The organism is Stenotrophomonas sp. 86156_Sma, assembly GCF_056481625.1.
The window spans coordinates 4,429,756-4,450,204 of sequence record NZ_CM151157.1; the positions used below are offsets into that span (position 1 = coordinate 4,429,756).

At 67.0% G+C, this 20,449-nt stretch carries 18 protein-coding genes; 8 read left to right on the top strand and 10 right to left on the bottom strand.

Annotated features, from left to right (window positions below):
- Positions 1-2: 2 nt before the first annotated feature.
- Positions 3-779, top strand: coding sequence for a DUF481 domain-containing protein (locus ACZK33_RS20495; protein WP_010481298.1), 777 nt, complete (start codon positions 3-5; stop codon positions 777-779).
- A 115-nt stretch (positions 780-894) separates the two neighbouring features.
- Here the strand turns inward: ACZK33_RS20495 and hemC are convergent, their stop codons facing one another.
- Entirely contained in the window at positions 895-1,806 is a 912-nt protein-coding gene (gene hemC, locus ACZK33_RS20500) for a hydroxymethylbilane synthase (RefSeq protein ID WP_049399176.1), read from the bottom strand.
- Between the two features lie 508 nt (positions 1,807-2,314).
- Between hemC and ACZK33_RS20505 the strand changes: the two genes are divergently transcribed.
- Positions 2,315-2,947, top strand: a complete 633-nt coding sequence (locus ACZK33_RS20505; protein WP_478453806.1) for an IS110 family transposase — start codon at positions 2,315-2,317, stop codon at positions 2,945-2,947.
- Positions 2,948-2,950: 3 nt separating this feature from the next.
- Entirely contained in the window at positions 2,951-3,277 is a 327-nt protein-coding gene (locus ACZK33_RS20510; RefSeq protein ID WP_049421897.1) for an IS110 family transposase, read from the top strand.
- Positions 3,278-3,659: 382 nt separating this feature from the next.
- Here the strand turns inward: ACZK33_RS20510 and ACZK33_RS20515 are convergent, their stop codons facing one another.
- The 4 genes from ACZK33_RS20515 to mdoH are packed head-to-tail and all read right to left on the bottom strand — an operon-like array spanning position 3,660 to position 8,084.
- Positions 3,660-4,391, bottom strand: a complete 732-nt coding sequence (locus tag ACZK33_RS20515) for a LytR/AlgR family response regulator transcription factor (protein WP_423174131.1) — start codon at positions 4,389-4,391, stop codon at positions 3,660-3,662.
- A 10-nt stretch (positions 4,392-4,401) separates the two neighbouring features.
- Entirely contained in the window at positions 4,402-5,445 is a 1,044-nt protein-coding gene (locus tag ACZK33_RS20520) for a sensor histidine kinase (RefSeq protein WP_423174132.1), read from the bottom strand.
- Positions 5,446-5,448: 3 nt separating this feature from the next.
- Positions 5,449-6,108, bottom strand: coding sequence for an alpha/beta hydrolase (locus ACZK33_RS20525; RefSeq protein ID WP_423174133.1), 660 nt, complete (start codon positions 6,106-6,108; stop codon positions 5,449-5,451).
- 50 nt (positions 6,109-6,158) lie between these two features.
- A complete protein-coding gene (mdoH, locus tag ACZK33_RS20530) occupies positions 6,159-8,084 on the bottom strand; it encodes a glucans biosynthesis glucosyltransferase MdoH (protein ID WP_423174134.1) in 1,926 nt (641 codons plus the stop codon).
- A gap of 493 nt (positions 8,085-8,577) precedes the next feature.
- Between mdoH and ACZK33_RS20535 the strand changes: the two genes are divergently transcribed.
- Complete coding sequence (locus ACZK33_RS20535; protein ID WP_049423773.1) at positions 8,578-10,623, top strand: TonB-dependent receptor domain-containing protein; 2,046 nt, start codon at positions 8,578-8,580, stop codon at positions 10,621-10,623.
- Between the two features lie 60 nt (positions 10,624-10,683).
- Here ACZK33_RS20535 and ACZK33_RS20540 read toward each other — a convergent pair whose 3' ends face one another.
- Positions 10,684-10,854, bottom strand: a complete 171-nt coding sequence (locus tag ACZK33_RS20540; protein WP_165929944.1) for a hypothetical protein — start codon at positions 10,852-10,854, stop codon at positions 10,684-10,686.
- Positions 10,855-11,071: 217 nt separating this feature from the next.
- Between ACZK33_RS20540 and ACZK33_RS20545 the strand changes: the two genes are divergently transcribed.
- On the top strand, positions 11,072-11,458 hold the full coding sequence (locus ACZK33_RS20545) for a DUF2628 domain-containing protein (protein ID WP_071227807.1): 387 nt from the start codon (positions 11,072-11,074) through the stop codon (positions 11,456-11,458).
- A gap of 95 nt (positions 11,459-11,553) precedes the next feature.
- On the opposite strand, the gene ACZK33_RS20550 is transcribed toward ACZK33_RS20545, so the two are convergent.
- The 3 genes from ACZK33_RS20550 to ACZK33_RS20560 all read right to left on the bottom strand — a co-directional run bounded on the left by ACZK33_RS20550 (position 11,554) and on the right by ACZK33_RS20560 (position 16,199).
- Positions 11,554-14,085 (bottom strand): methyl-accepting chemotaxis protein, encoded by a 2,532-nt coding sequence (locus ACZK33_RS20550; protein WP_032128587.1) that lies wholly within the window; start codon positions 14,083-14,085, stop codon positions 11,554-11,556.
- A 210-nt stretch (positions 14,086-14,295) separates the two neighbouring features.
- Positions 14,296-15,189: an NAD-dependent epimerase/dehydratase family protein gene (locus tag ACZK33_RS20555; protein ID WP_049401072.1), complete on the bottom strand. Its 894-nt coding sequence runs from the start codon at positions 15,187-15,189 to the stop codon at positions 14,296-14,298.
- A gap of 98 nt (positions 15,190-15,287) precedes the next feature.
- Positions 15,288-16,199, bottom strand: a complete 912-nt coding sequence (locus ACZK33_RS20560; RefSeq protein WP_423174135.1) for a S41 family peptidase — start codon at positions 16,197-16,199, stop codon at positions 15,288-15,290.
- A gap of 50 nt (positions 16,200-16,249) precedes the next feature.
- On the opposite strand from ACZK33_RS20560, the gene ACZK33_RS20565 reads away from it, so the two are divergent.
- The gene (locus ACZK33_RS20565) at positions 16,250-16,714 is read left to right on the top strand and encodes a MarR family winged helix-turn-helix transcriptional regulator (protein WP_032128584.1); all 465 of its coding nucleotides are present in this window, start codon (positions 16,250-16,252) and stop codon (positions 16,712-16,714) included.
- Between the two features lie 5 nt (positions 16,715-16,719).
- On the opposite strand, the gene ACZK33_RS20570 is transcribed toward ACZK33_RS20565, so the two are convergent.
- Positions 16,720-18,204 (bottom strand): DUF4434 domain-containing protein, encoded by a 1,485-nt coding sequence (locus tag ACZK33_RS20570; protein WP_478453811.1) that lies wholly within the window; start codon positions 18,202-18,204, stop codon positions 16,720-16,722.
- 207 nt (positions 18,205-18,411) lie between these two features.
- On the opposite strand from ACZK33_RS20570, the gene ACZK33_RS20575 reads away from it, so the two are divergent.
- Complete coding sequence (locus ACZK33_RS20575) at positions 18,412-19,668, top strand: M24 family metallopeptidase (protein ID WP_049423757.1); 1,257 nt, start codon at positions 18,412-18,414, stop codon at positions 19,666-19,668.
- Positions 19,661-20,335 (top strand): CerR family C-terminal domain-containing protein, encoded by a 675-nt coding sequence (locus ACZK33_RS20580; RefSeq protein ID WP_049401068.1) that lies wholly within the window; start codon positions 19,661-19,663, stop codon positions 20,333-20,335. The genes ACZK33_RS20575 and ACZK33_RS20580 overlap by 8 nt, the downstream gene beginning before the upstream one ends.
- The last annotated feature ends 114 nt before the right edge of the window (positions 20,336-20,449 follow it).

Consider the following 20,449-nt stretch of genomic DNA (forward strand, 5'->3'; position numbering starts at 1 on the left):
CGATGTCCCTGCGCGTGTCCCTGCTGATCCCCCTGCTGCTGTGCGCACCGCTCGCGTATGCGCAGGATGCCTCCGAACTGGCGGCGATGTCCTCGCCGTGGAGCGGCAGTGGCGGCGAGCTCGGTTTCGCTTCGGCACGCGGCAACAGCAGCACCGAGAGCTTCAACGGCCGCCTGCGCCTGCGCTACACCGATGGCGACTGGGTGCACAGCATGGACCTGGCTGGCCTGCGCTCCAGCTCCAAGGTGATCGAGACCCGCGACGACGGCTCCACCAGCCGCCGCAACAACACCACCGCCAACCGTTACACCGGCAGTGCCGGCAGCGCGCTGCAGCTGGGCGAGCACCGTCAGCTGACGGCCACGGTGCGTACCGAGCGCGATGACTTCGCCACCTACGACCGCCAGAGCTCGTTCGGTCTGGGTTACGGCACCCGCCTGTGGAACACCGAGCGTTTCTCGTTCGACGCGCAGATCGGCCCCGGTGTGCGCCGCACCCACAGCACCGAGGACGACCGCACCCGCACCGGCATGATCGGCCGCGGCCTGTTCGACATGAAGTACTCGCTGACCGACAACACCGACCTGGTCAACACCCTGCTGGTCGAGTCGGGTTCCTACAACACCTTCGGCCAGAACGACTTCGGTGTTTCGGTGAGCATGAACGAACATCTGGCGCTGAAGGCCGGCTGGCAGGCGCGTTACAACAGTGACGTGGCCGAGGACAAGCGCAAGACCGATACGCTGACCACGATGAACGTGGTCTACAAATTCAAATAAGAAACGGGCGCCGAAGGCGCCCGTTCTTCTTTCGGTAGTGCCGGCCGCTGGCCGGCAACTGCATTCAATCGGAGCACGAGGTTGCCGGCCAGCGGCCGGCACTAGCTGCGATGGCTCAGACGTTCAGCAGTTCGCCGGCACCGGCATCCAGCAGCATCTTCGCCACGCGCTGGCCCAGTGCTTCCGGGTCACTGGCCGGGCCGATCGCCTCGGCACGCACCGCCTGGCCATCACTGGCACTGCCGACCAGGCCCTGCAGGTGCAGGTCGGTGCCCTGCCACTGCGCGATCGCCGCCACCGGCACGTGGCAGCTGCCATGCAACGCACGGTTCATCGCTCGCTCGGCTTCCACGCAGGCACGGGTTTCCGCGTCATCCAAGCCCGCGAACAGCGCCATCAGGCGCGCATTGCCACCGTCGCACTCCACCGCCACCGCGCCCTGCGCCGGGGCCGGCAGCCATTGCGGCGGTTGCAGGCGCGCGACGATGCGCGCGCCCAGGCCCAGACGCTCCAGGCCGGCCACGGCCAGCACGATGGCGTCGTAGCCACCGTTGTCGAGCTTGGCCAGGCGGGTGTTGACGTTGCCGCGCAGGTCCAGCAGTTCCAGGTCCGGGCGCAGCGCGCGCAGCTGGGCCTGGCGGCGCAGCGACGAGGTGCCAACCCGCGCACCGATCGGCAGCGCATCCAGCGAGGCGTACAGGTTGGAGACGAAACCATCGGCCGGATCGTGGCGGGTCAGCATCGCCGGCAGCGCGAAGGGTTCATCCAGTTCCATCGGCACATCCTTCAGCGAATGCACGGCGCAGTCGGCCTCGCCACGCAGCATGGCCAGCTCCAGTTCCTTCAGGAACAGGCCCTTGCCACCGATGGCGGCCAGCGAGCGGTCCAGCACCTCGTCACCGCGGGTGCTCATCGGCACCAGTTGCACATGCAGGCCGGGGTGGGCCTGGCGCAGGCGATCGGCGACGTGTTCGCTCTGCCAGAGGGCGAGCGGGCTCTTGCGGGTGGCGATGCGGACGGTTTCCATCCGGTCATTATCGCGCCTATCGGCGGGATACGGCCAACGGCGGAGCCCCTCGTGGCTGGGGGGGGGGGCGTGAAAGCAACAGCCGTGCTTGGCCGGGCGGGATGGACTGCGCAGGGGCCGCTGCAAGTACGTCCATGTAAGCTCGGTCGCCGCATCCATGCGGCTCACGCCCCTGCGCAGCCCATCCCGCCCGACCTATGACAGTTTCCGTGTGCGCCAGCCACGGAAGATCAAAAGAAGAGCAGAGCAACAGCGGGTCGCTTCGCTCTGAGTCGAGCATGGCTTGTATGTTCCTCCCGGCTCCTACGAGGTATGTAGGAGCCAGGGTGGAGGGACCGTCAAGCATGCATCTGCGGATACTAGCCGACAGACGAGTCGAGCGATCCCCATCCCGCACACGAACGTCGATAAAGGATCGTACGGCCCCCAAAGGGGATCGTCGATGTAGGCAAGCTAACGTCGGTGCGGTACCACCCCAGCCCCTTAAAGATAGCTGGGAGCCGTACAAATGTCTGATTCTCTCGATATTGGCGTGGACGTGGACTCCAAGGAGTTCGTACCGGCAGTGGCCGACCGCAAGGCCGGCGACAGGATCGCCAACACCCGGGCCGGCATAGCCCAGTGGCTCAACACCTTGCCCCAGCGATGCCGGATTGGCATGGAGGCGACGGGGCGGTACTACGAGTTGTTGGCTCGGATGGCTGGCCAGGCAGGCCACGTTGTCTATGTGATCAATCCACGTCTGATCAAGCACTACGGCCGGGCGACGGGCTCGCGTGGCAAGACGGACGCCATGGACGCCGAAGCGATCGCCCGGTACGTGAAGAAGGAGAACGATCGCCTGCGTGAATACGTACCGCGTACCGATGAGCAGCAGCAGATGCACGATTTGCTGCGCAAGCGGCAGACGCTGGTAAAGACACGCGCGCGCCTGGAGCAATCCTTCGGGGTAAGCAAAAGTGCCCCCGGGGAGCTGTCAGATCTGTTCTGCGCTCTGGCTGGGACGCTGTCCGAGCTGGAAAGCGAACTGCAGCGCTTGGGTCGCGATGGAGAGCATGGCACGCTCTACAAGCGCCTGTTGACCATCCCTGGTATCGGCCCCGCCGTCGCCGCTCACCTGATTTACTACATGACGCGCTAGCCGTTGGCCAACGCCAACGCGTGGATCGCCTGCACCGGCCTGGATCCCCGGCCCAACGAGTCTGGCGGCAGAACGGGACGGCGTCGGCTGTCCAAACAGGGCGCGCCAGTGCTGCGCCAGATGCTCTACATGGCCGCCATGGGGCTCAAGCGGTGTCGTCGGGGGCAACCGCTCTACGACGAGCTGTCAAAACGCGGTCACCCCAGCACCGCCGTCTTCAACATCCTGGCCAGAAAGCTGGCCAGGATCGCCTGGGGTGTCTTCAAAAGCGGCCGGGACTTCGATCCGGCCATGCTCAAGGTGGGTCAAGCCTGCTTCCAGCAGGCTTGACCACGAACATAGGATCTCGACTCTACATTTCTCTCCCCACCCGATAACAACAATGCTTTTGCTGTCCGATGCAGTGGACAACGAGAGGGTTGGGCCGGGGTGGGGTGGCGGGACCGTTGGCGCCATGGGCCCGAGGCATGCCTCGGGCGGGTTGGGCAGGACGCCCAACCCCGGTCTTGCTGTGTGCGCAGGATTGCGCACACGAGCAAGGCGCCATCGAGCTTACAGGGATGTACTTGCAGCGTGTCCCGCCACCCCACCCCGGCCCGACCCAGCACGTAGAAATACCGAGCCATGACCCGCTGTTGCTGTTGCTGTTGCTGTTGCTGTTGATCTTGATGTTGATCTGTAAGCAGTCGCGGCCGCAGGCCGCGCGGACACCTCACAGGTGCCGCAACTCCTGCTTCAGCGTCGCCACGCAGCGGCGGCTGACTTCCAGCGGTTGCTTGCCATGGCGCAACATCGCCTGCACCTGCCCACCCGTGCCACGGCGCAGCTCGATCAGTTCGTGGCGCGCCACCAGGCAGTTGCGATGGATGCGGATGAAGCGGCTGGCGAACTCTTCTTCCAGCGACTTCAACGACTCCTCGATCAGGTCCTCGCCGCGCGCGTGGTGCACCACCACGTACTTCTCTTCGGCCTGCAGGTAATGGATGTCGTCCAGCGGAATCAAGCGCAGGCTGCCGCGCAGGCGCGCGCACAGCATGCTGCGCGCCTGCTGCCCGCGGTGGTCCTGTGGCTGGCCATCGCGGCCGGCCAGGAACGTGCGCGCGCGCGCGATGGCCGCGGCCAGACGCTCGGCACGTACCGGCTTCATCAGGTAATCAATCGCGGCCGCCTCGAACGCCGACAGCGCATGCGCATCGTAAGCGGTGCAGAACACCACCGCCGGCCGCGGCTCGAAGCTGGCCAGGTGGCGGGCGGCTTCCAGGCCATCCAGCCCGGGCATGGCGATATCCAGCAGGACCAGGTCCGGCTGCAGCTCCGCGCACGCGTGCAGGGCCTGCTCGCCGTTGCCGGCCTCGGCCACCACATCCACGCCGTCCTGCGCGGCCAACAGGCTGCGCAGGCGCTCACGCGCCAGCGGTTCGTCATCGGCGATGACTACCCTCACGATCGCTCCCTCACTGGATCGGCACTGTCACCTGGCAGGCATAGTAGCCCTCGCTCCAGCCAGCCGTCATCCGCGCGGCGCTGCCGAAGCGCCAGGCCAGCCGATGGCCGATGCTGTGCTGGGCATGGCCGGCACCGCACGCCAGGGCCAGCCCGGGGGCCTGCGGGTCGGGCGCCGGATTGCGCACGCAGATCTGCAGTTCATTACCCTCGCGCATCAGCTGCAACTCGATGGTGCCACCCTCGGGCAGCCGCGAGATGCCATGCAGCACGGCGTTCTCCACCAGCGGCTGCAGTACCAGGCGAGGCAGGGGAAGATCCCAGGGCAGCGGTTCGTCGCGCTGCCAGCGCACCTGCAGGCGCTCGCCCAGGCGCAGTGATTCGATCGACAGGTAGCGCTCGGCCAGCTCGCATTCGTCACGCAGGGTGGAATCACCCTCGCCCGCCCCCAGCGCGGCACGGAACAGATCGGACAGGTCCAGCACCGCACGCTCGGCCACGACCGGGTCGCGATGCAGCAGGCTGGCGATCAGGTTCATGCTGTTGAACAGGAAGTGCGGGCGGATCCGCGCCTGCAGGGCATCGGCCTGTGCGCGTGCGTTGGCCTGTACCTGCGCGGCCCAGCGATCACTCACATAGAAGTAGCGCAGGGCCAAGGCAGTGATCAGCGCCGTCGTCGCCGCGCTGCCCAGCGTGAAGCGCCAGAAGCTGATGCCGCGGGCGAAGCTGTCGCCAAGCACTGCGTACAGGGCATGCACGATGCCCGCGCAGACCACCGCGATCAGCGTCGCCAATGCAATCGCCGCTGCCGCGCCCAGCATCTGCGGCAGCTTCGACAGCGCCTGCCGCAGCAGGCACAGGCTGGCCGTTACGGCCAGCGCCAGCCACAAGGCGAAACCACTGGCCGACAGCAGTTCGCCCACAGTCCAGTGGCGGCTGCCATCCGGGGCCAGGGCCAGCACCACCACCACCAGTTCAGCCAGGCCGAGCATCGCCGCCAGCCGCGGCAGGCGGCACAGTTCCGGCATCCAGGGCGGGGCGCTGGCCGGCGGCATGGGTCAGGCAGCGCCCAGGCGTTCCTGCAACCAGTCACCCAGCGCCTGGATCTCTTCGGCGCAGACCTGGTGGGCCATCGGGTAAGTGTGCCATTCCACGTCCAGGCCCAGCGCCTGCAGTGCCTGCGCACTGTGTGCGGCCACCGCCTGCGGAATCACCGGATCGCTGCTGCCATGGGCCATGAACACCGGCACCTGCACGGCGCCTTCAGCGCGCTTTGCGCCGTCGGCTTCGGGCAGGTAGGTGGACAGCGCGATCAGGCCGGCCAACGGCGCAGTGCGTGACAGCGCGGCGGTCAGGATGATCGCGCCCCCCTGCGAGAAACCGGCCAGGAAGATCTTCTCCGGCGCGATGCCACGCTCGATCTCGCGTGCGATCAGCGCATCCAGCTGCACCACCGATTCCTGCACGCCCACCATGTCGGCGCGCGAACGGAAATCCATGCCGACGATGTCGTACCAGCCGCGCATCGGCACGCCGTTGTTGATCGTGATCGGCCGCACCGGTGCATGCGGGAACACGAAGCGCAGCGCCGGCCAATGCGGACGCACCAGCTCCGGCACGATCGGCGCGAAGTCGTGGCCATCGGCACCGAGGCCGTGCAGCCAGATCACCGACCACTGCGGCGAGGCGCCGGTCTCCTGTTCCACCGTTTGCAGCATGATGCGGCTCCTTCAAGTTCGAGCCGCATTATGCCGCTGCCGCGGGACGATCAGTACAGCGGCGGTTGTTCGGCCGCTTCCCGGCGCAGCTGCGCGGCGCGTACCAGCACCGGCGGCGGGATGTTCTCCTCGGGGATATCAAGCAGGCCAAGACGGTGCAGGAAGGCGCCGGGGCCACGCGAAGACGTCAGTGCCACCACCGGTACCGCCAGCACCATGCCGATCACCACCGGCGCCATCCACGCGGCCAGCGATGGCGACACCGCCCAGGCCAGCATGCCCATGAAGGCGCCGAACACCCCCAGCCCACCGTAGCCACGGATCAGCGCCAGCCACGAAATGCCACCATCGTCACGCTGCTGCGCGTCCCACCCCGAATCGCGGCCGGACAGCACTTCGGCCACGCCGCGCGACTGCACGTACATCACCACCGGCGCCATCAGCGCGGCCAATACGGTTTCCACCAGCATCGAGACGAACGCGCGCAGGGCACCGCCACACCCGCGGCGGTCGACCGGGTCCAGCAGCATCGCCAGGTAACCCAGCACCTTGGGCAGCAGCAGCACCGCCATGGTCGCCGCGAACAGGCGCACCACCTGTTCCTCGTCCTGGGCCCGCCAGTACACGCTGGGCGACAGGTGCAGCAGGGCGTTGAAATCGATGCCTTCCTGGAACAGCGGGATGGCGATGCCGATCAGCATCAGCATCGCCCACATCGGCGCGGTGAAGTAATGACCGATGCCGATCAGCATGTGCATGCGGCTGATCCAGTGCAGGCCACGGCTGCCGACCACCTTGCCGTGCTGCAGGTTGCCCTGGCACCAGCGGCGGTCGCGCACCAGCAGGTCGGTCAGGGTCGGCGGACCTTCTTCATAGCTGCCGCCCAGGTACGGCACCATGTGCGCGGCCCAGCCGCCACGACGCATCAGCGCCGCTTCGACGAAGTCATGGCTGAGCACGTGGCCACCGAACGGCTTGCGCCCCGGCAGCGCCGGCAGCCCGGCCTGATCGGCGAAGGCGCGGGTGCGGATGATGGCGTTGTGGCCCCAGTAATTGCTCTCGGCACCGTGCCACCAGGCCACGCCACGGGCGATCACCGGACCGTACACACGGCCGCCGAACTGCTGCATGCGCGCGAACAGGGTGCGCCCGCCGATCACCGACGGCAGGGTCTGGATCAGGCCGACGTCGGCGTTGTGCTCCATGCCCGCGACCAGGCGCACGATGCTGTCGCCGGTCATCAGGCTGTCGGCGTCGAGGATCAGCATCTGCGGGTAGGCGCCGCCGAAGCGGCGGACCCAGTCGGCGATGTTGCCGGCCTTGCGCCCGCTGTTGTCGCCACGGCGGCGGTAGAACAGCCGCGCCTGGCCATCGGGCACGCGCTCGCGCAGTTCGGCGAACACCTGCTCCTCGGCCCGCGCGATGTCTTCGCGCCGGGTATCACTGAGCACGAAGAAGTCGAACCGGTCGAGCTGGCCGGTGGCGGCCACCGACTCGTAGATCGCCTGCAGGCCGGCCAGCAGCCGGCGCGGATCTTCGTTGTAGGTCGGCATCAGCAGCGCGGTGCGGCTGTGCACTGTCGGCAGTGGCTTGTCCGGGTCGATGCCGAGGCGATACCCCCGGTCGAACACGGCAGTCAGGAAGCCGGCCACGGCGCTGGCGAAAGACAGCGCGATCCAGGCGAACAGGCCGACAAACAGCACCAGCAGGCAGGCCTCGAGCACGCTGATGCCATTGGCCGACAGCACCCGCCACATCATCCGGGCAGCGATGGCGGTCATCGCCAGCGTGCCGCCGAAGATATAGAACCGGCGCAGGCCGATCAGCCGCGGCGAGGTGCGGTGGCGGCGAACCTTCAGCTGGCCTTCGCGCAGGGTCTGCTCAGGCATCTGCAACGGCGATTCGGCCGGCAGCAGCGTCCAGCCGGCATCAAGCCGGGACGTATCTGCTTCCGCATGGATGGTCTGCACCTCCATTGCCGCCTACTCCGCGCAGTCGGCACGGCCGACCATCCCGGCCGGGCTGCATGCACCAAGGTTCCCGGCGCGCTTTCCCGGCGCCCGCACTTGTCCTGGCTGCGTCGGCGTCACGCCACGCAGTCGCTGTCTGTCACTACCGGAACCCACACGATCTCCAACGGGGCGGAATCGAAAATGCGGCTCAGTCTAGGGCGCCGGATGTAAGCCGAGTGCGAAGGTCTACGCCGGGATTTATCCCCATTCAGCAAACAGCAGGCGAGTGCCGGGGCAGGGGAACGGATGTCACTTGGTCGCCCCAGGTACTGGATCGTAACAAACGCGAACGGTTATCATTTCATTAACCAGGCAGGTCACCGTCTTCCGCACGGCCGAGACCCACCCAGCTGCGCCGGTTCCAACCCAGCGCCCAACGACCCATGGAAGGGGGCTGCCTGCTGTCTGCGTGCGCCTGCTGCTTCCACCGGGTCCCCCTCCTCCGATGGAAGCCGTCATGTCCCTGTCGTTCCGTACCCCTTCCGCGCGCCTGCCGCGCACCCGCCTGGCCTGCGCTCTGGCCACCGCCTGCCTGCTGGCCCTGCCCGGCCTGGCCGCCGCAGAGGCCAGCGCCGATGCCTCCACCAAGGATCTGGATACCGTGGTGGTCACCGCCTCGGGCAACCAGCAATGGATCAAGGATGCACCGGCCAGCATCAGCGTGATCAGCCGTGAGGACATCGAGCGCCAGCCGGTGCACGACCTGGCCACCCTGCTCAGCCGCGTGCCGGGCGTGACCGGTGGCCTCAGCGCGGTCGGCGAGCAGTCCAAGATCAAGCTGCGTGGCATGCCGTCCAATTACACGCTGGTGCTGGTGGACGGCAAGCGCATGGGCAGCTCGGCCTCGACCAACTACCGTCCCGACCTCGGCCGCCAGGATCTGAACTGGATCTCGCCCGACCAGATCGAACGGATCGAGGTGGTGCGCGGACCAATGTCGTCGCTGTACGGCTCCGACGCCATGGGCGGCGTGATCAACATCATCACCAAGCGCATCGGTGATGACTGGAACGGCAGCGCCACCCACAGCTATACCCGCCCGGGTGATGGCAAGCGCGGTGATACCCAGCAGATCGGTGCGACGTTCTCCGGCCCGCTCGGCGAGCGCTTCGGCCTGCGCATCGGTGCCAACAGCATGCGCCGCGACTCGGACCGCTCCAACGGTGGTGTCTATGGCAATGCCTACGCCGGCGAGAAGGACCGCAATGTCGACGCGCTGCTGCAGTGGAAGCTCAGCGATGCGCAGGAACTGTCGCTGGAAGCCGGCCACGGCGTGCAGCAGGCCTTCATCGACGCATCGCTGGAAAAGCAGGACGAAGGCGCCTGGGGTGCCAGCGAACTCAAGCGCAGCTCGCTGGCGCTCAACCACGATGGCAAGTGGAGCTTCGGCAACTCGAAGCTCAGCGCCTACTGGACCGAGTACAAGAACGATATCGGCGCCACCGGCCGCTCCGAGGCGACCGATACGATCATCGAAGGCAGCCTGACCACGCCGTTCACCCTGGGCGTTGAACACCAGTTCGCCGTCGGTGGCCAGTGGAAGCGCCAGGAACTGACCAATACCGATACCATCGGCCGCGCGCCGATCGACTATGCCGGCAATGCCGTCAGCGGCTCCAACCTGGAAGTGGATACCTGGGCACTGTTCGTTGAGGACGAACTGAAGCTGCACCGCACGCTGGCGCTGACCCTGGGCGCACGCCTGGACCACCATGAGAAGTTCGGCAGCCACGTCAGCCCGCGTGCCTACCTGGTCTGGCACCCGGCCGAGCAGTGGACGATCCGAGGCGGCGTTTCCAAAGGCTTCCGCGCGCCCAGCCTGACCGAGAATTCGGCCACCGCCGCCACCCAGTCCGGTGGTCGTGGCTGCACCTCGCTGATTCCGCTGGGCTATACCCGTGGCGGCTGCTACATGGCCGGCAACCCGGACCTGGACCCGGAAACCAGCACCAACCGCGAGATCGGCATCAGCTTCGACAATGACCTGTTCGATGCCGGCCTGACCTACTTCCATACCGACTTCAAGAACAAGATCGAGTACGCGCCCCTGGGCAAGTTCAACGGCATCTGGTGGACGCGCATGAGCAACGTGCAGCGCGCGCGCACCAGTGGCATGGAAGGCAACTTCAATGTCCGCTTCGGCGAGCAGTGGCGCTGGCGCACCTCGGCCACCTGGATGAAGGAAGCCAAGAACCTGACCACCGGCAGGAATCTGATCGATACGCCGGAGTTTTCCGGCTATTCGTCGCTGGACTGGACGCCCAATACGGTGTTTTCCAGCAGCCTGTCGGCGCAGTACACCGGCAAGCAGACCGGTACCGCCACGACCTTCCTCAAGGCCTACACCCTGTATGACCTGACCGCAGCCTGGAACGTCAACGAGGTACTGACCCTGCGCGGCGGCGTCAGCAACCTGGCCGACAAGAAGCTGTATGCGGAAGGCTCCACCGACTACTTCGTGGCCGGGCGCAGCTACTTCATGAGCATGACCGCGCGGTTCTGACCGGCGGCGCGCGCCGCGATCGCGCTGGCAGCACGCCAGCGCGATCGGCGGTGTTGCGGATTACTCGCTTTCCAGCGCGGCCGCGGCCGCGTTCTGCGTAGCGGCCGTGCGTGCACGGTCCATCGCTACCGCCAGTTGCTGGCGTGCGAGCAGTTGTTGTGCCTGCACCACTTCAGGTGTCGGCAGGAGCACCGGTCCCGGTGCGTTTTCCGGTATAGCAGGTGTGGTCATGCAACCTCCATGGACATCCCGCCGCCGCCCGGGTTCAGCTGGGGCGGCAGCGGAACTGCGCACCCTATCCTAAAAACAAGGCGGATGGGTGACGGTGCGGCGCCCCGCCGCAGGCCTGCACATGCCGGGCGCGTCACATTTTTGACGGTTGAGGGTAGTTTCCTGAACCGTCGGCCTCGTATCATGTAACCGTTTTCCTACAAGGACGTAATCGTCAATGAACGCCGTCGACCTCTCCCGCTTCAGCCCGAAGTGGCAGTTCCGCTTCAATTTCTTCCAGCAGCACGGCGCTCCGAAGGAGCCGCGCTTCAAGGAAGCCTGGAAGGCGCTGTCCTTCGGCGACCGCCTCAAGATCAACATCAACTTCTTCGCCTTCTTCTTCGGCTTCATCTACCTGTTCATTCTGGGCATGTGGCGCAAGGCGCTGGTGGTGATCGGCATCGGCCTCGTGCTGGGCATCGTGTCCCTGTTCCTGCCGGACATCATCGCGCGCCCGCTGTTCATCGCCATGAACTTCCTGGTTGCCGCCAGCACCAACTACAGCTACTACCTGGAGCAGGTGAAGGGCAAAGCCAGCTGGAATCCCTTCGAAGGCATGTTCTGACGCGATGCTGCCGCCGCACTCCGGCCTGGCATAGCATCAAGCAGACATGAAGACGCCCGGCCTTGGCCGGGCGTCTTCATGTGCGCGCAACAGGATCAGGCCGCGCGGCGGACCGTAGCCACCGGCTCGGCCTGCAGGCGGAAGCGCGAGACCGCCACCGCCAGCTGCTCGGCCTGTTCTTCCATCGCACGCGCGGCGGCACTGGCCTCTTCCACCAGTGCGGCGTTCTGCTGGGTGGTCTCGTCCATCTGCACCACGGTCTGGTTGACCTGCTCGATGCCCGCCGACTGCTCGCGCGAGGCTGCCGAGATCTCGGCCATGATCTCGTTCACTCGGCCGACCTGGCCGACGATTTCCTGCATGGTGCGGCCCGCGCCGTGCACCAGCTGCGCACCGGCACCGACCTGCGCCACCGAGGCGTCGATCAGCTCCTTGATCTCCTTGGCCGCGCCTGCCGAGCGCTGGGCCAGCGCACGCACTTCGCTGGCGACCACGGCGAATCCGCGGCCCTGTTCGCCGGCACGCGCCGCTTCCACCGCCGCGTTCAACGCCAGGATGTTGGTCTGGAACGCGATGCCATCGATCACCGAAATGATCTCGGCAATGCGCTGCGAGGAGGCCTCGATCTGTTCCATGGTCTGCACCACCTGGCTGACCACCTGCCCGCCTTCGCTGGCCACGCCCGCTGCGGAGCCGGCCAGGGTGTTGGCCTGCAGCGCGTGGTCGGCATTCTGGCGCACCGTGGAGGTCAGCTCTTCCATCGAGGCCGCGGTCTCTTCCAGGTTCGCCGCCTGCTGCTCGGTGCGGCGCGACAGGTCACTGTTGCCGGCGGCAATCTCACCCGCCGCCAGGCGGATGCTGGCCGCCGACTGCTGGATCTGGCCAACGATCTGGGTCAGCTGCTGCACGGTGCTGTTGGCATCGTCGCGCATCACCGCGAACACGCCGTGGAAGTCGCCCTGCATGCGAGCGCTGAGGTCGCCTGCGGCAATCGCGCGCAGCAGCGTCGACAGCTCGGCCAGGTTGTGGTCGCTGACCTGCATCATGGTGTTGAGGGTTTCCACCATGCGGCGGAAGTCGTGGTCGAAACGCAGCGTGTCGCCGCGCACCGCAAAATCGCCGGCGGCGGCGGCAGCGGCCAGCTGCTGGATCTGATCGTTGATCGCCGCCAGGTTGCTCTTGGTGGTGGCCATTGCAGCGGTGAACACCGCCTTCTCGCCCGGCAGCGCTTCCATGTCCACGCTCAGGTCACCCACCGCATAGCGCTGCATCACGTCGACCAGGCGCTGGGTGACGGCGTTGCTGGAGGCCACCAGCTGGTTGCTGTCAGCCACCATCCGGCCGTACTCACCCGGGAACGCCGAGGCGTCCATGCGGTAGCTGATTTCACCGGCGTCATGGCGACGCGCCATTTCCGCCTGCGCCGCCATCACCGACTGCAGCTGCCCCCGCATGCCCTGCATCGCGTCCAGCAGGCGGCCCACTTCGTCGTTGCTGCGTGCCGGCAGGGTGCTGTCCAGCTTGCCCGCGGCGACGTCGCCGGCCACGCGCACGGCTTCGGCCAGTGGGCGGATCGCCAACCGGCGCAGCAGCACATAGACACCGGCACTCAGCGTCAGCGCGGCCACCACACCAACCAGCAGGGTCAGCCACAGCAGCTGGCGCGCCTCGGCCACGATCACCGCGTGCGGCATCACCACACCCAGTGCAAAGCGCTGCGGCGCATCGCCCACACGCAGCGGCACGTATACGCGCACGTTGCCGGCGGCATCCGGAGTGAAGGCTTCGAACCGGCGGTCGGCGGCGATGTCTGCCAGCATGCTGCGGGTCAATGCGTCGCCACGCGGCTTGCCGATTTCGGCGGCATTGGCCGAGGCCAGCACCACGCCATTCGGCGAGAGCAGTTCGACGCGCCCGGCGCCCATCGGCTTCAGCGTGGCCAGGTGCTTCTGCAGCGCCGCCAGCGAGAAGTCCACAGTGAATACACCGAGGAACCGGCCGTTTTCGATGATCGGCGTGCTCAGCGTGCTCATCAGCACCTGCTGGCCACCGATGTCGTAGGCGTAGGGCTCGCTTACCTTCGCCAGCTTGTCGCGGCTGGGCACCATGTACCAGTCACCGGAGCCACTGGCCGTCTCGGTGTAGTCGGTCATCGTCGACTGCTGCGGCTTGCCATCGTGCCAGGCCCAGTAGCTCATGTAACGACCGGTGGCATCGTGCGCTTCGGTGTTGACGAACTCGGCATCCTTGCCATCGAAGGCGTCGGCCTCCCACATGGTGCTCTTGCCCAGCCACTCGGGGTGGGTGCGCAGCTGCTCTCCCAGCACGGCAGCCAGGCTGGCACGGTCCGGAACATCGCCGCGCGCGCGCTGGGCGAGCACGGCCTCGACCATGGCGTCGTTGCTGGCAAAGGCGGTGCCCAGATCGGCCGCGACCTGGCGGGCTTCGGCGGTGGCTTCGCTGGCCATGGTCTGGCGCGAGGCGTCGATCAGGCTGGCGCTGGCCTGGCGGTAGATCAGGAACGCAGTCAGGCCGAAGCACAGCAGCGCGATCGCAGCGGTGCCCAGCATCAGCTTGTGGGCGATGCTGCCCGGGCGGCGGGCAGCGGCGGAACGGGGAGAAGGCATGGAAGGATCCGCAAGGCAGTTCAGGACGACCGGCACCGCGAGGGCACCGCGCAGGTGCGCGATCCGTCGCGCAGGCCACCGGCCGCCGGGACACGCCCGGCGCTGGAAGCGCACCGGGTTAGCGGCCGCCTGCGAACGAGGTTGAGGCGGTCCATCTGCACATTCCTGAACCTGCTCAGGGTCGGGTCAGGAACCCGCCCGGCTGCCGCCCTATTCGGCCACGCGGTCCTTGATCCATTCCGCCCGCGGCAGCACCTCGATGCTGCCAACCGCGTACTGCTGCAGCACGTCGTCCGGGCCGAAGCGCGGCTGCCAGCCCAGTGTGCTGCGCATCAGTGCACTGTCGTAGACGCGGTCAATGCTCAGCGGCAGCGGCCAGCCACGGCGCTCGAACTCGGCCAGCAACTGCGGGGCGCGGCGGGCCAGCACCCTGCGCGGCTGGGTCGCCAGTTCCAGGCAATCCTCGCGCAGGAACGGCGTCGGTGCGCAGGCAATGTAGCGTGCGAAGGCAGCGCCCTCATCGTGCAGCAGCGCGGCATGTGCGCTGGCCACGTCGCGCGCGTCGATGCCGCGGTGCAGGCGGAACATCGCCATCCGCTCCGGTGGCTCGGGGAAACAGCGGGCCATGCGCAGCACGCGCACGCTGAAGCCCGGCGCCGCAGCGGCTTCAGCCAACGCCTCGGCCTGCAGCTTGCTGCGATGGTAGATGGTGCGTGGCAGCGGCTCGGTATCTTCATCGATCCAGCGGCAACCGCCCGCCACCACCGCATGGCCATACAGCGCCGTGGTGCTGGTCAGCACGAAGCGGCGTGCACCGGCCTCGCGGGCAGCCTGCAACAGGTGTGCGGTCGCCTCCACATTGATCTGCTGGAATACCGCATCCGGCACCAGGCCGACATGGGGTGCGTGCAGGGCGGCGGTATGGATCACCGCGTCGACGCCCTGCACTGCCCGCTTCACGGCCTGACGATCGGTGACATCGGCAATGATGCGGGTGGTGGCGAATGGGCTGCGATCCAGCCCCACCACTTCGTGGGCCGCCGCCAGCGCGCCGAAGATCGCACGCCCGATCCGCCCGGAACTGCCGGTCAACAGAATCTTCATTGAGTCCATTCACTCGAAGCGCCCGGGAACTACCGGGATGCATCGATTCTAGGCACGCTGCATGTCGTCTGCGATAGGGCGCGGTTGCAATTGTGCGTTCATTCTGGCGATGCCGATCGGGCGAGCAGCTGCCGGGCGACGAACAGCGGATCGTCACCGCCTGCTGCATCAGGCGTGACGCCGGTGCGTTCCCAGTTGGTTCCGGTACGGAGGTTGATCGGCTGCCGGTCGGGAATGCTGATCTGATAGCCATCCGGCAGCAGCACAGGATCATCGAACATATGTGCCGCACCGCCACTTCGACTACCAACGACACGTGCCCGCCCCTGCGCCTGCAGCGAGTACGCGACGAATTCGGCGGCCGACCCGGTGCGGCGGTCGATCAGCACCACCAGCGGCTTCAGGTACAGCCCCAGGCTCGCCGGTGGCAACGGTACCGGACGGCGCTGGCCACGGCGTTGCAGTGACTGCACCTGGGTGATCTCCGCCGCCAGCAGGGTCCGCACCAGCAGGTCCGCACTGCCGTCATCGCCACCACCGTTCTGGCGCAGGTCCAGCACCAGGCCATCGGTGTCGGCCAGCAGGGTGAAGGCAGCGGCCAGCTTCGGCCGGGCCAGATCGAGCGGATAGAAGGTGCTCAGGCGCAGGTAACCGATGTTGCCTTCCAGCACCCGCACCTCGCGCACGCCCGCAGCATTGCTGCGCGCATCCGCGCGCCAGGCCATCAGCCAGTCGTCCTGGCCGGCGCGGGCATCCACCCGCTCGACATGGAAGTGGCCATCGAACACGTCCAGATCCTGGTTCAAGCGTGCGCTGAACGCCTTGGGGTCCGCGCAGCTGTCCACATAGCGCTGCTGGGTGGACCAGCCGCGAACGGCCTCGGCAATGTGCGCGCCTTCGGCCACGTCCAGGTACTGCGCCTGTATCGCCGTGGCCGCCGCCTGCAGCACCGCGTCCTGGGCCGGGCAGGACGCCGCCAGCAGCGCGCCCAGCATCCACGAAACTGCCATGACCCCACCCCATGTTGATGATATATAAGCGCTTATATATCATCACCGCCATGGATCTCCAACATGCCACCCTGGGAACACTGCTGCGGGCCCTGCTCGACCAGCTGGACCCGGCGGTCGAGCAGGCCTACCGCGACCTGAAACTGGACTACCGGCCGCGCTACACCCCGGTGCTGCGCACGCTGATGGCGCAGGGACCCTGCCGCATCAAGGATCTCGCACTGGCCTGCGGGCTCAGCCATTCGGCGCTCAGCCAGACGGTTTCAGCAATGGTGCGCGACGGCTGGCTGCACGCTGCGGTCGGTGAAGACAGCCGCGAGCGCATCCTGCAGTTGAGCCCGCGCGCGCTGCAGGCATTGCCGGCGCTGCAGGCGCAGTGGCAGGCCACGGCACGCGCGGCGCGCAGCCTCGATGCCGATCTTGGACAGTCATTGGAGCAGGTGCTGCGCGACGCACTGCAGGCGCTTGAACAGCGACCGTTCGCGCAGCGACTGCGTGGCACGCCCCAACGCTGAGGCGCTTACTGCTCGGCCGCCATCTCGATTTCACTGAGGAACGTCCAGCTGCCATTGGCCAACCGCAGCTCCAGCGTGCGGCACTGCGCGGCCAGCGGCGCGGCGTTGCCCAGCACGTATTCCTCTTCGGTCGAACCGCTCAGTCCGGCCTGGGGGAATGGCGCCGACAGCACACCGATCTTCACCGCAGCGGCGCCCGGCTCGGCACACATCACCTCCACAGCTGTCGGCGTGACGATGCCCCACGCCGGGCGGGTCATCGTATGCAGGCCGATCCAGTCCACCCGCCGGCGCTGGCCCAGGTCGATGGTGATGCTGGCGTTGCCATGCACGCCTACCCAGCCGGCATCCATCGGGTTGCGCGGATCCCCCACCCGGCGATCGAACAGTTCATGCCCGGTGCTGTCGGGATAGTTTGCATCCGGCGCCACGCTGTAGCTGTAGGTGGTCTGCACCGGATCGACACTGTAGGACGCACCGAGCCCATACAGCCCGCGATAGGTGTTCATCAACCGCGGAGATTCGGCATAGCCCTGGCCGGGGCCGACCACCTCGGACATGTGGTACTGGTTGAGCCAGGCAACGCGCTTGCCGGCCGAACGCGCGCTCCACAACTGCTGGTTGATGCGCTGCACCGACGCGGAGCGATAGGCACCGGACAATCCGTTGCCGGTTTCCAGGAACAAAGGACTGCCATGGTTGAACAGTTCGATGTCGGCCCACAGGCCGCTGGCCCCCAGCGCCGCCGACAGCGCCTCGTAATATGCCTCGGTGGAATGACCCGGGCGATCCCACTGGAACAGGCGTGCATGCGAGGCGGCGCCGATGCCGTCCTGCCAGATCTGCACATCCACGCCGGTGGCCGTACGGAACTGTGCAGCAGCCCGGCCCACGCTGGCCGGATCCACGCTGGATGACGCCAGGTAGGGGGCCACCATCACCGGCCGCGCGGGCGTACTGCCTTTGAGCGCCGTCACGATCGCACGGTAGAACGGCGCGCGATCAGCCGGCACCTGTGCTGGCTCGTCGGTGATGTACCAGCCAGCGAACGCCGGATGCGATCCGTACTGTTGGCCCAGCTGGGCCAGCGACTGCGCCGCATCCTGTGCCACGGCCGTTGCGTTCTGCCCCTGCCAGAAGGTGGCGCACTGCCCCGAGCTGTAGGTGGTGCCGACCACGACCTTCATGCCGCGCGCGGCCGCCGCATCGAGCACGGTGCCGAGCTTGCCGGGAAAGCCGGCAATCCATTCGAAATCCTGCACGCCGCTGGCGCAGCCGACGCCGGCACGGGTGGCACGCACCTGACCGAGGATAATCGTGTCGTTGCCCAGGTCCTGCAGTTCATCCAGGAACAGCGGCAACTGCGCAGCCGGCAGTTGTTCGTCGCTGCCCGAGTAGCCAACGTGTGCGAAGCTGCCGGACAACAGGGGGCTGGCTGCATGGACCGGAGCGGTACAGGCCAGCACTGCGATCAATCCAATCCTGTTCATGTTCTACGTCCCTGTCGTGGCCAGGCGAGTGGCGTTGTTGCGCATCCTATCAACAGCAACGGTGGCCCCATCAAGATCATCGACAACGCTGCGCAATCGCCGACTTCAGCTGCCCCCGCAGCAGCGCACGTGCAATGCCGATTCAAGCGGTTGATTCATTCAACTGCGTGATCGAGCCTGCGCGCTCCTTCCCCTGGAATACTCCTCATGCGCACGCCGCCCGCACCGCTCAGCCTGATGGAACGCGACCGCCGCTGGGCCCTGGCCCGCGACCTAATGGCCAGTGAACGCCTCGATGCCCTGGTTGTGCATGGCGACCGGGAAGCCGCCGCACCGGCCGGGTTCTCGCCGGACTGCTACTTCACCAATGACCGGCCCGGCTCGATCGTGGTGTTCGTCGGCGACCAGCCGCCACGGGTGTTCACCTTTGCCTCGCTGATGATTGCCGACCACCTGCAGGCCTGCCTGCGCGGCGACCTGCAGTGGATCGCACCCGAACAGCTGTGGGTTGGAAAATCCGGTCTGGAGGTTGGCCGCTGGCTGCAGCAATGTGGCCTGCACACGGCACGTATCGGCGTGCTGGGGCTGGAGCCCTATCCACCGTTCTACTTCGACGGCGCGATGCCCGCGCGCACCCTGCAGGGCATGCAGGCGGCGGTGCCGAACGCGGAATTCGTACCGGTATATCGTGCGTTCTTCCAGCGCGCCTCGGTAAAGAGCCAGGAGGAACTGGCGCTGATTGCGCATGCCGCCTGGATCGGTGAATCCATGAGCGAGGCGCTGCGTGCCACTGCTCGCCCCGGTGTTTCCGAAGCCGAACTGGTTGCCGCAGTGACCGCCGCCTGTTTCTCGCTGGGGGGCTATACCGCCGAGGTGTTGCTCGGCTCGGGTCCCGAGTATGTGGGCTGGGGACCACCTGCCTGGCAGTATCGTGCGCAGCCGCCGCGCATTCTGCGCGATGGTGACCTGGTGCTGTCGGAGATCTTCGCACTGTACGGGCTGATGGAAACCCAGCATCAGGCCGCGGTTGCCATTGGCGAGGTGCACGACGACATCCATCGCGCCGCTGCCGTCGCCCGCAGCAGCTACGAAGCAGGCCTGTCCGCACTGCGCGTGGGCAATACCTTCGGCGATGTCGTCGACGCGATGGAAGCGCCCCTGCTGGAGGCGGGCGGCTGGCACGTGCATCCGTTGGTCCACAGCCTCAACCCCTATGGACCGATTGGCTTCGGCCGTGCACCGGGCATCGAAGCGCTGCCGGAGGCCGCGCGCTATGCGCACATCGCGCCGCTGCCGACTGTCGGGCGCGAACTGCCCCTCCAGGCCGGCATGTGCTTCGCCTTCGAACCGAACTGTGCATTCGGCCGGCACATGGCCAACATCGGCGGTACGGTCATCGTCGGCGCGGACGCGGGTACCGCGCTCAATGAAAACTCGACACGGCTGATGCAGGCCGATGCCTGAGTTCATCGCCCATCTGCAGACACCGGCACGGCGGCGCGCGGCCGAGACGCGCAGCGGGCAGACCCGAGCCCGACTGCTGCACGCGGGGCTGCAGCTGTTCAGCGCGTTCGGCGTGGAGGGTGTGCGTACCCGCCAGCTGGTGGACATGGCCGGCTGCAGCCAGTCAGCCATTCCCTATCACTTCGGTGGCAAGCAGGAACTGTATGCCGCCGTACTGCAGCGCTGCGCTCAAGCCATTGCCGAGCGATTGCCGCTGCCGGCAACGCCACCCAACGGCGCGCGGCAGGCCGCGCAGCAGCTGCAGCAGTTGATGCGGGCATTCGTCCATGCCTTGCTTTCGGCGCCGGATGCAGGTCCACGCACGCTGCTGTTGGCGCGCGAACAGATCCAACCGACGGCGGCGTTCGCCAGTGCCCACCGTACGCTGTTCGAACCCCTGCACTCCACGTTGGCCGCGTGCGTAGCGTGCCTGCGCGGCAGCGAACCATCCAGCGCCGAGACGGTGCTGCGTACCCACGCCCTGCTCGGCCAAGCGATCGTCTTCGCCGTCTCCCACGGAGCTCTGCAGGCGCGACTGAACCAGGGAGCTCCCTTGGCAGACGTAGAGACGATCGGGTCGGTGGTCAGTGGCATGGCACTGGCGGCAGCGAAGGCAGCGCCCGCCTGAATGGCTGCCTGATCAGCCCCGTGCGCAGGGCGCGTGAAAACCGAGGCGAAGATGGCGACCTGGACTTAGCGTGCGATGGCCAAGCATGGATGCCGTCGTCTACGAAGGCGACGC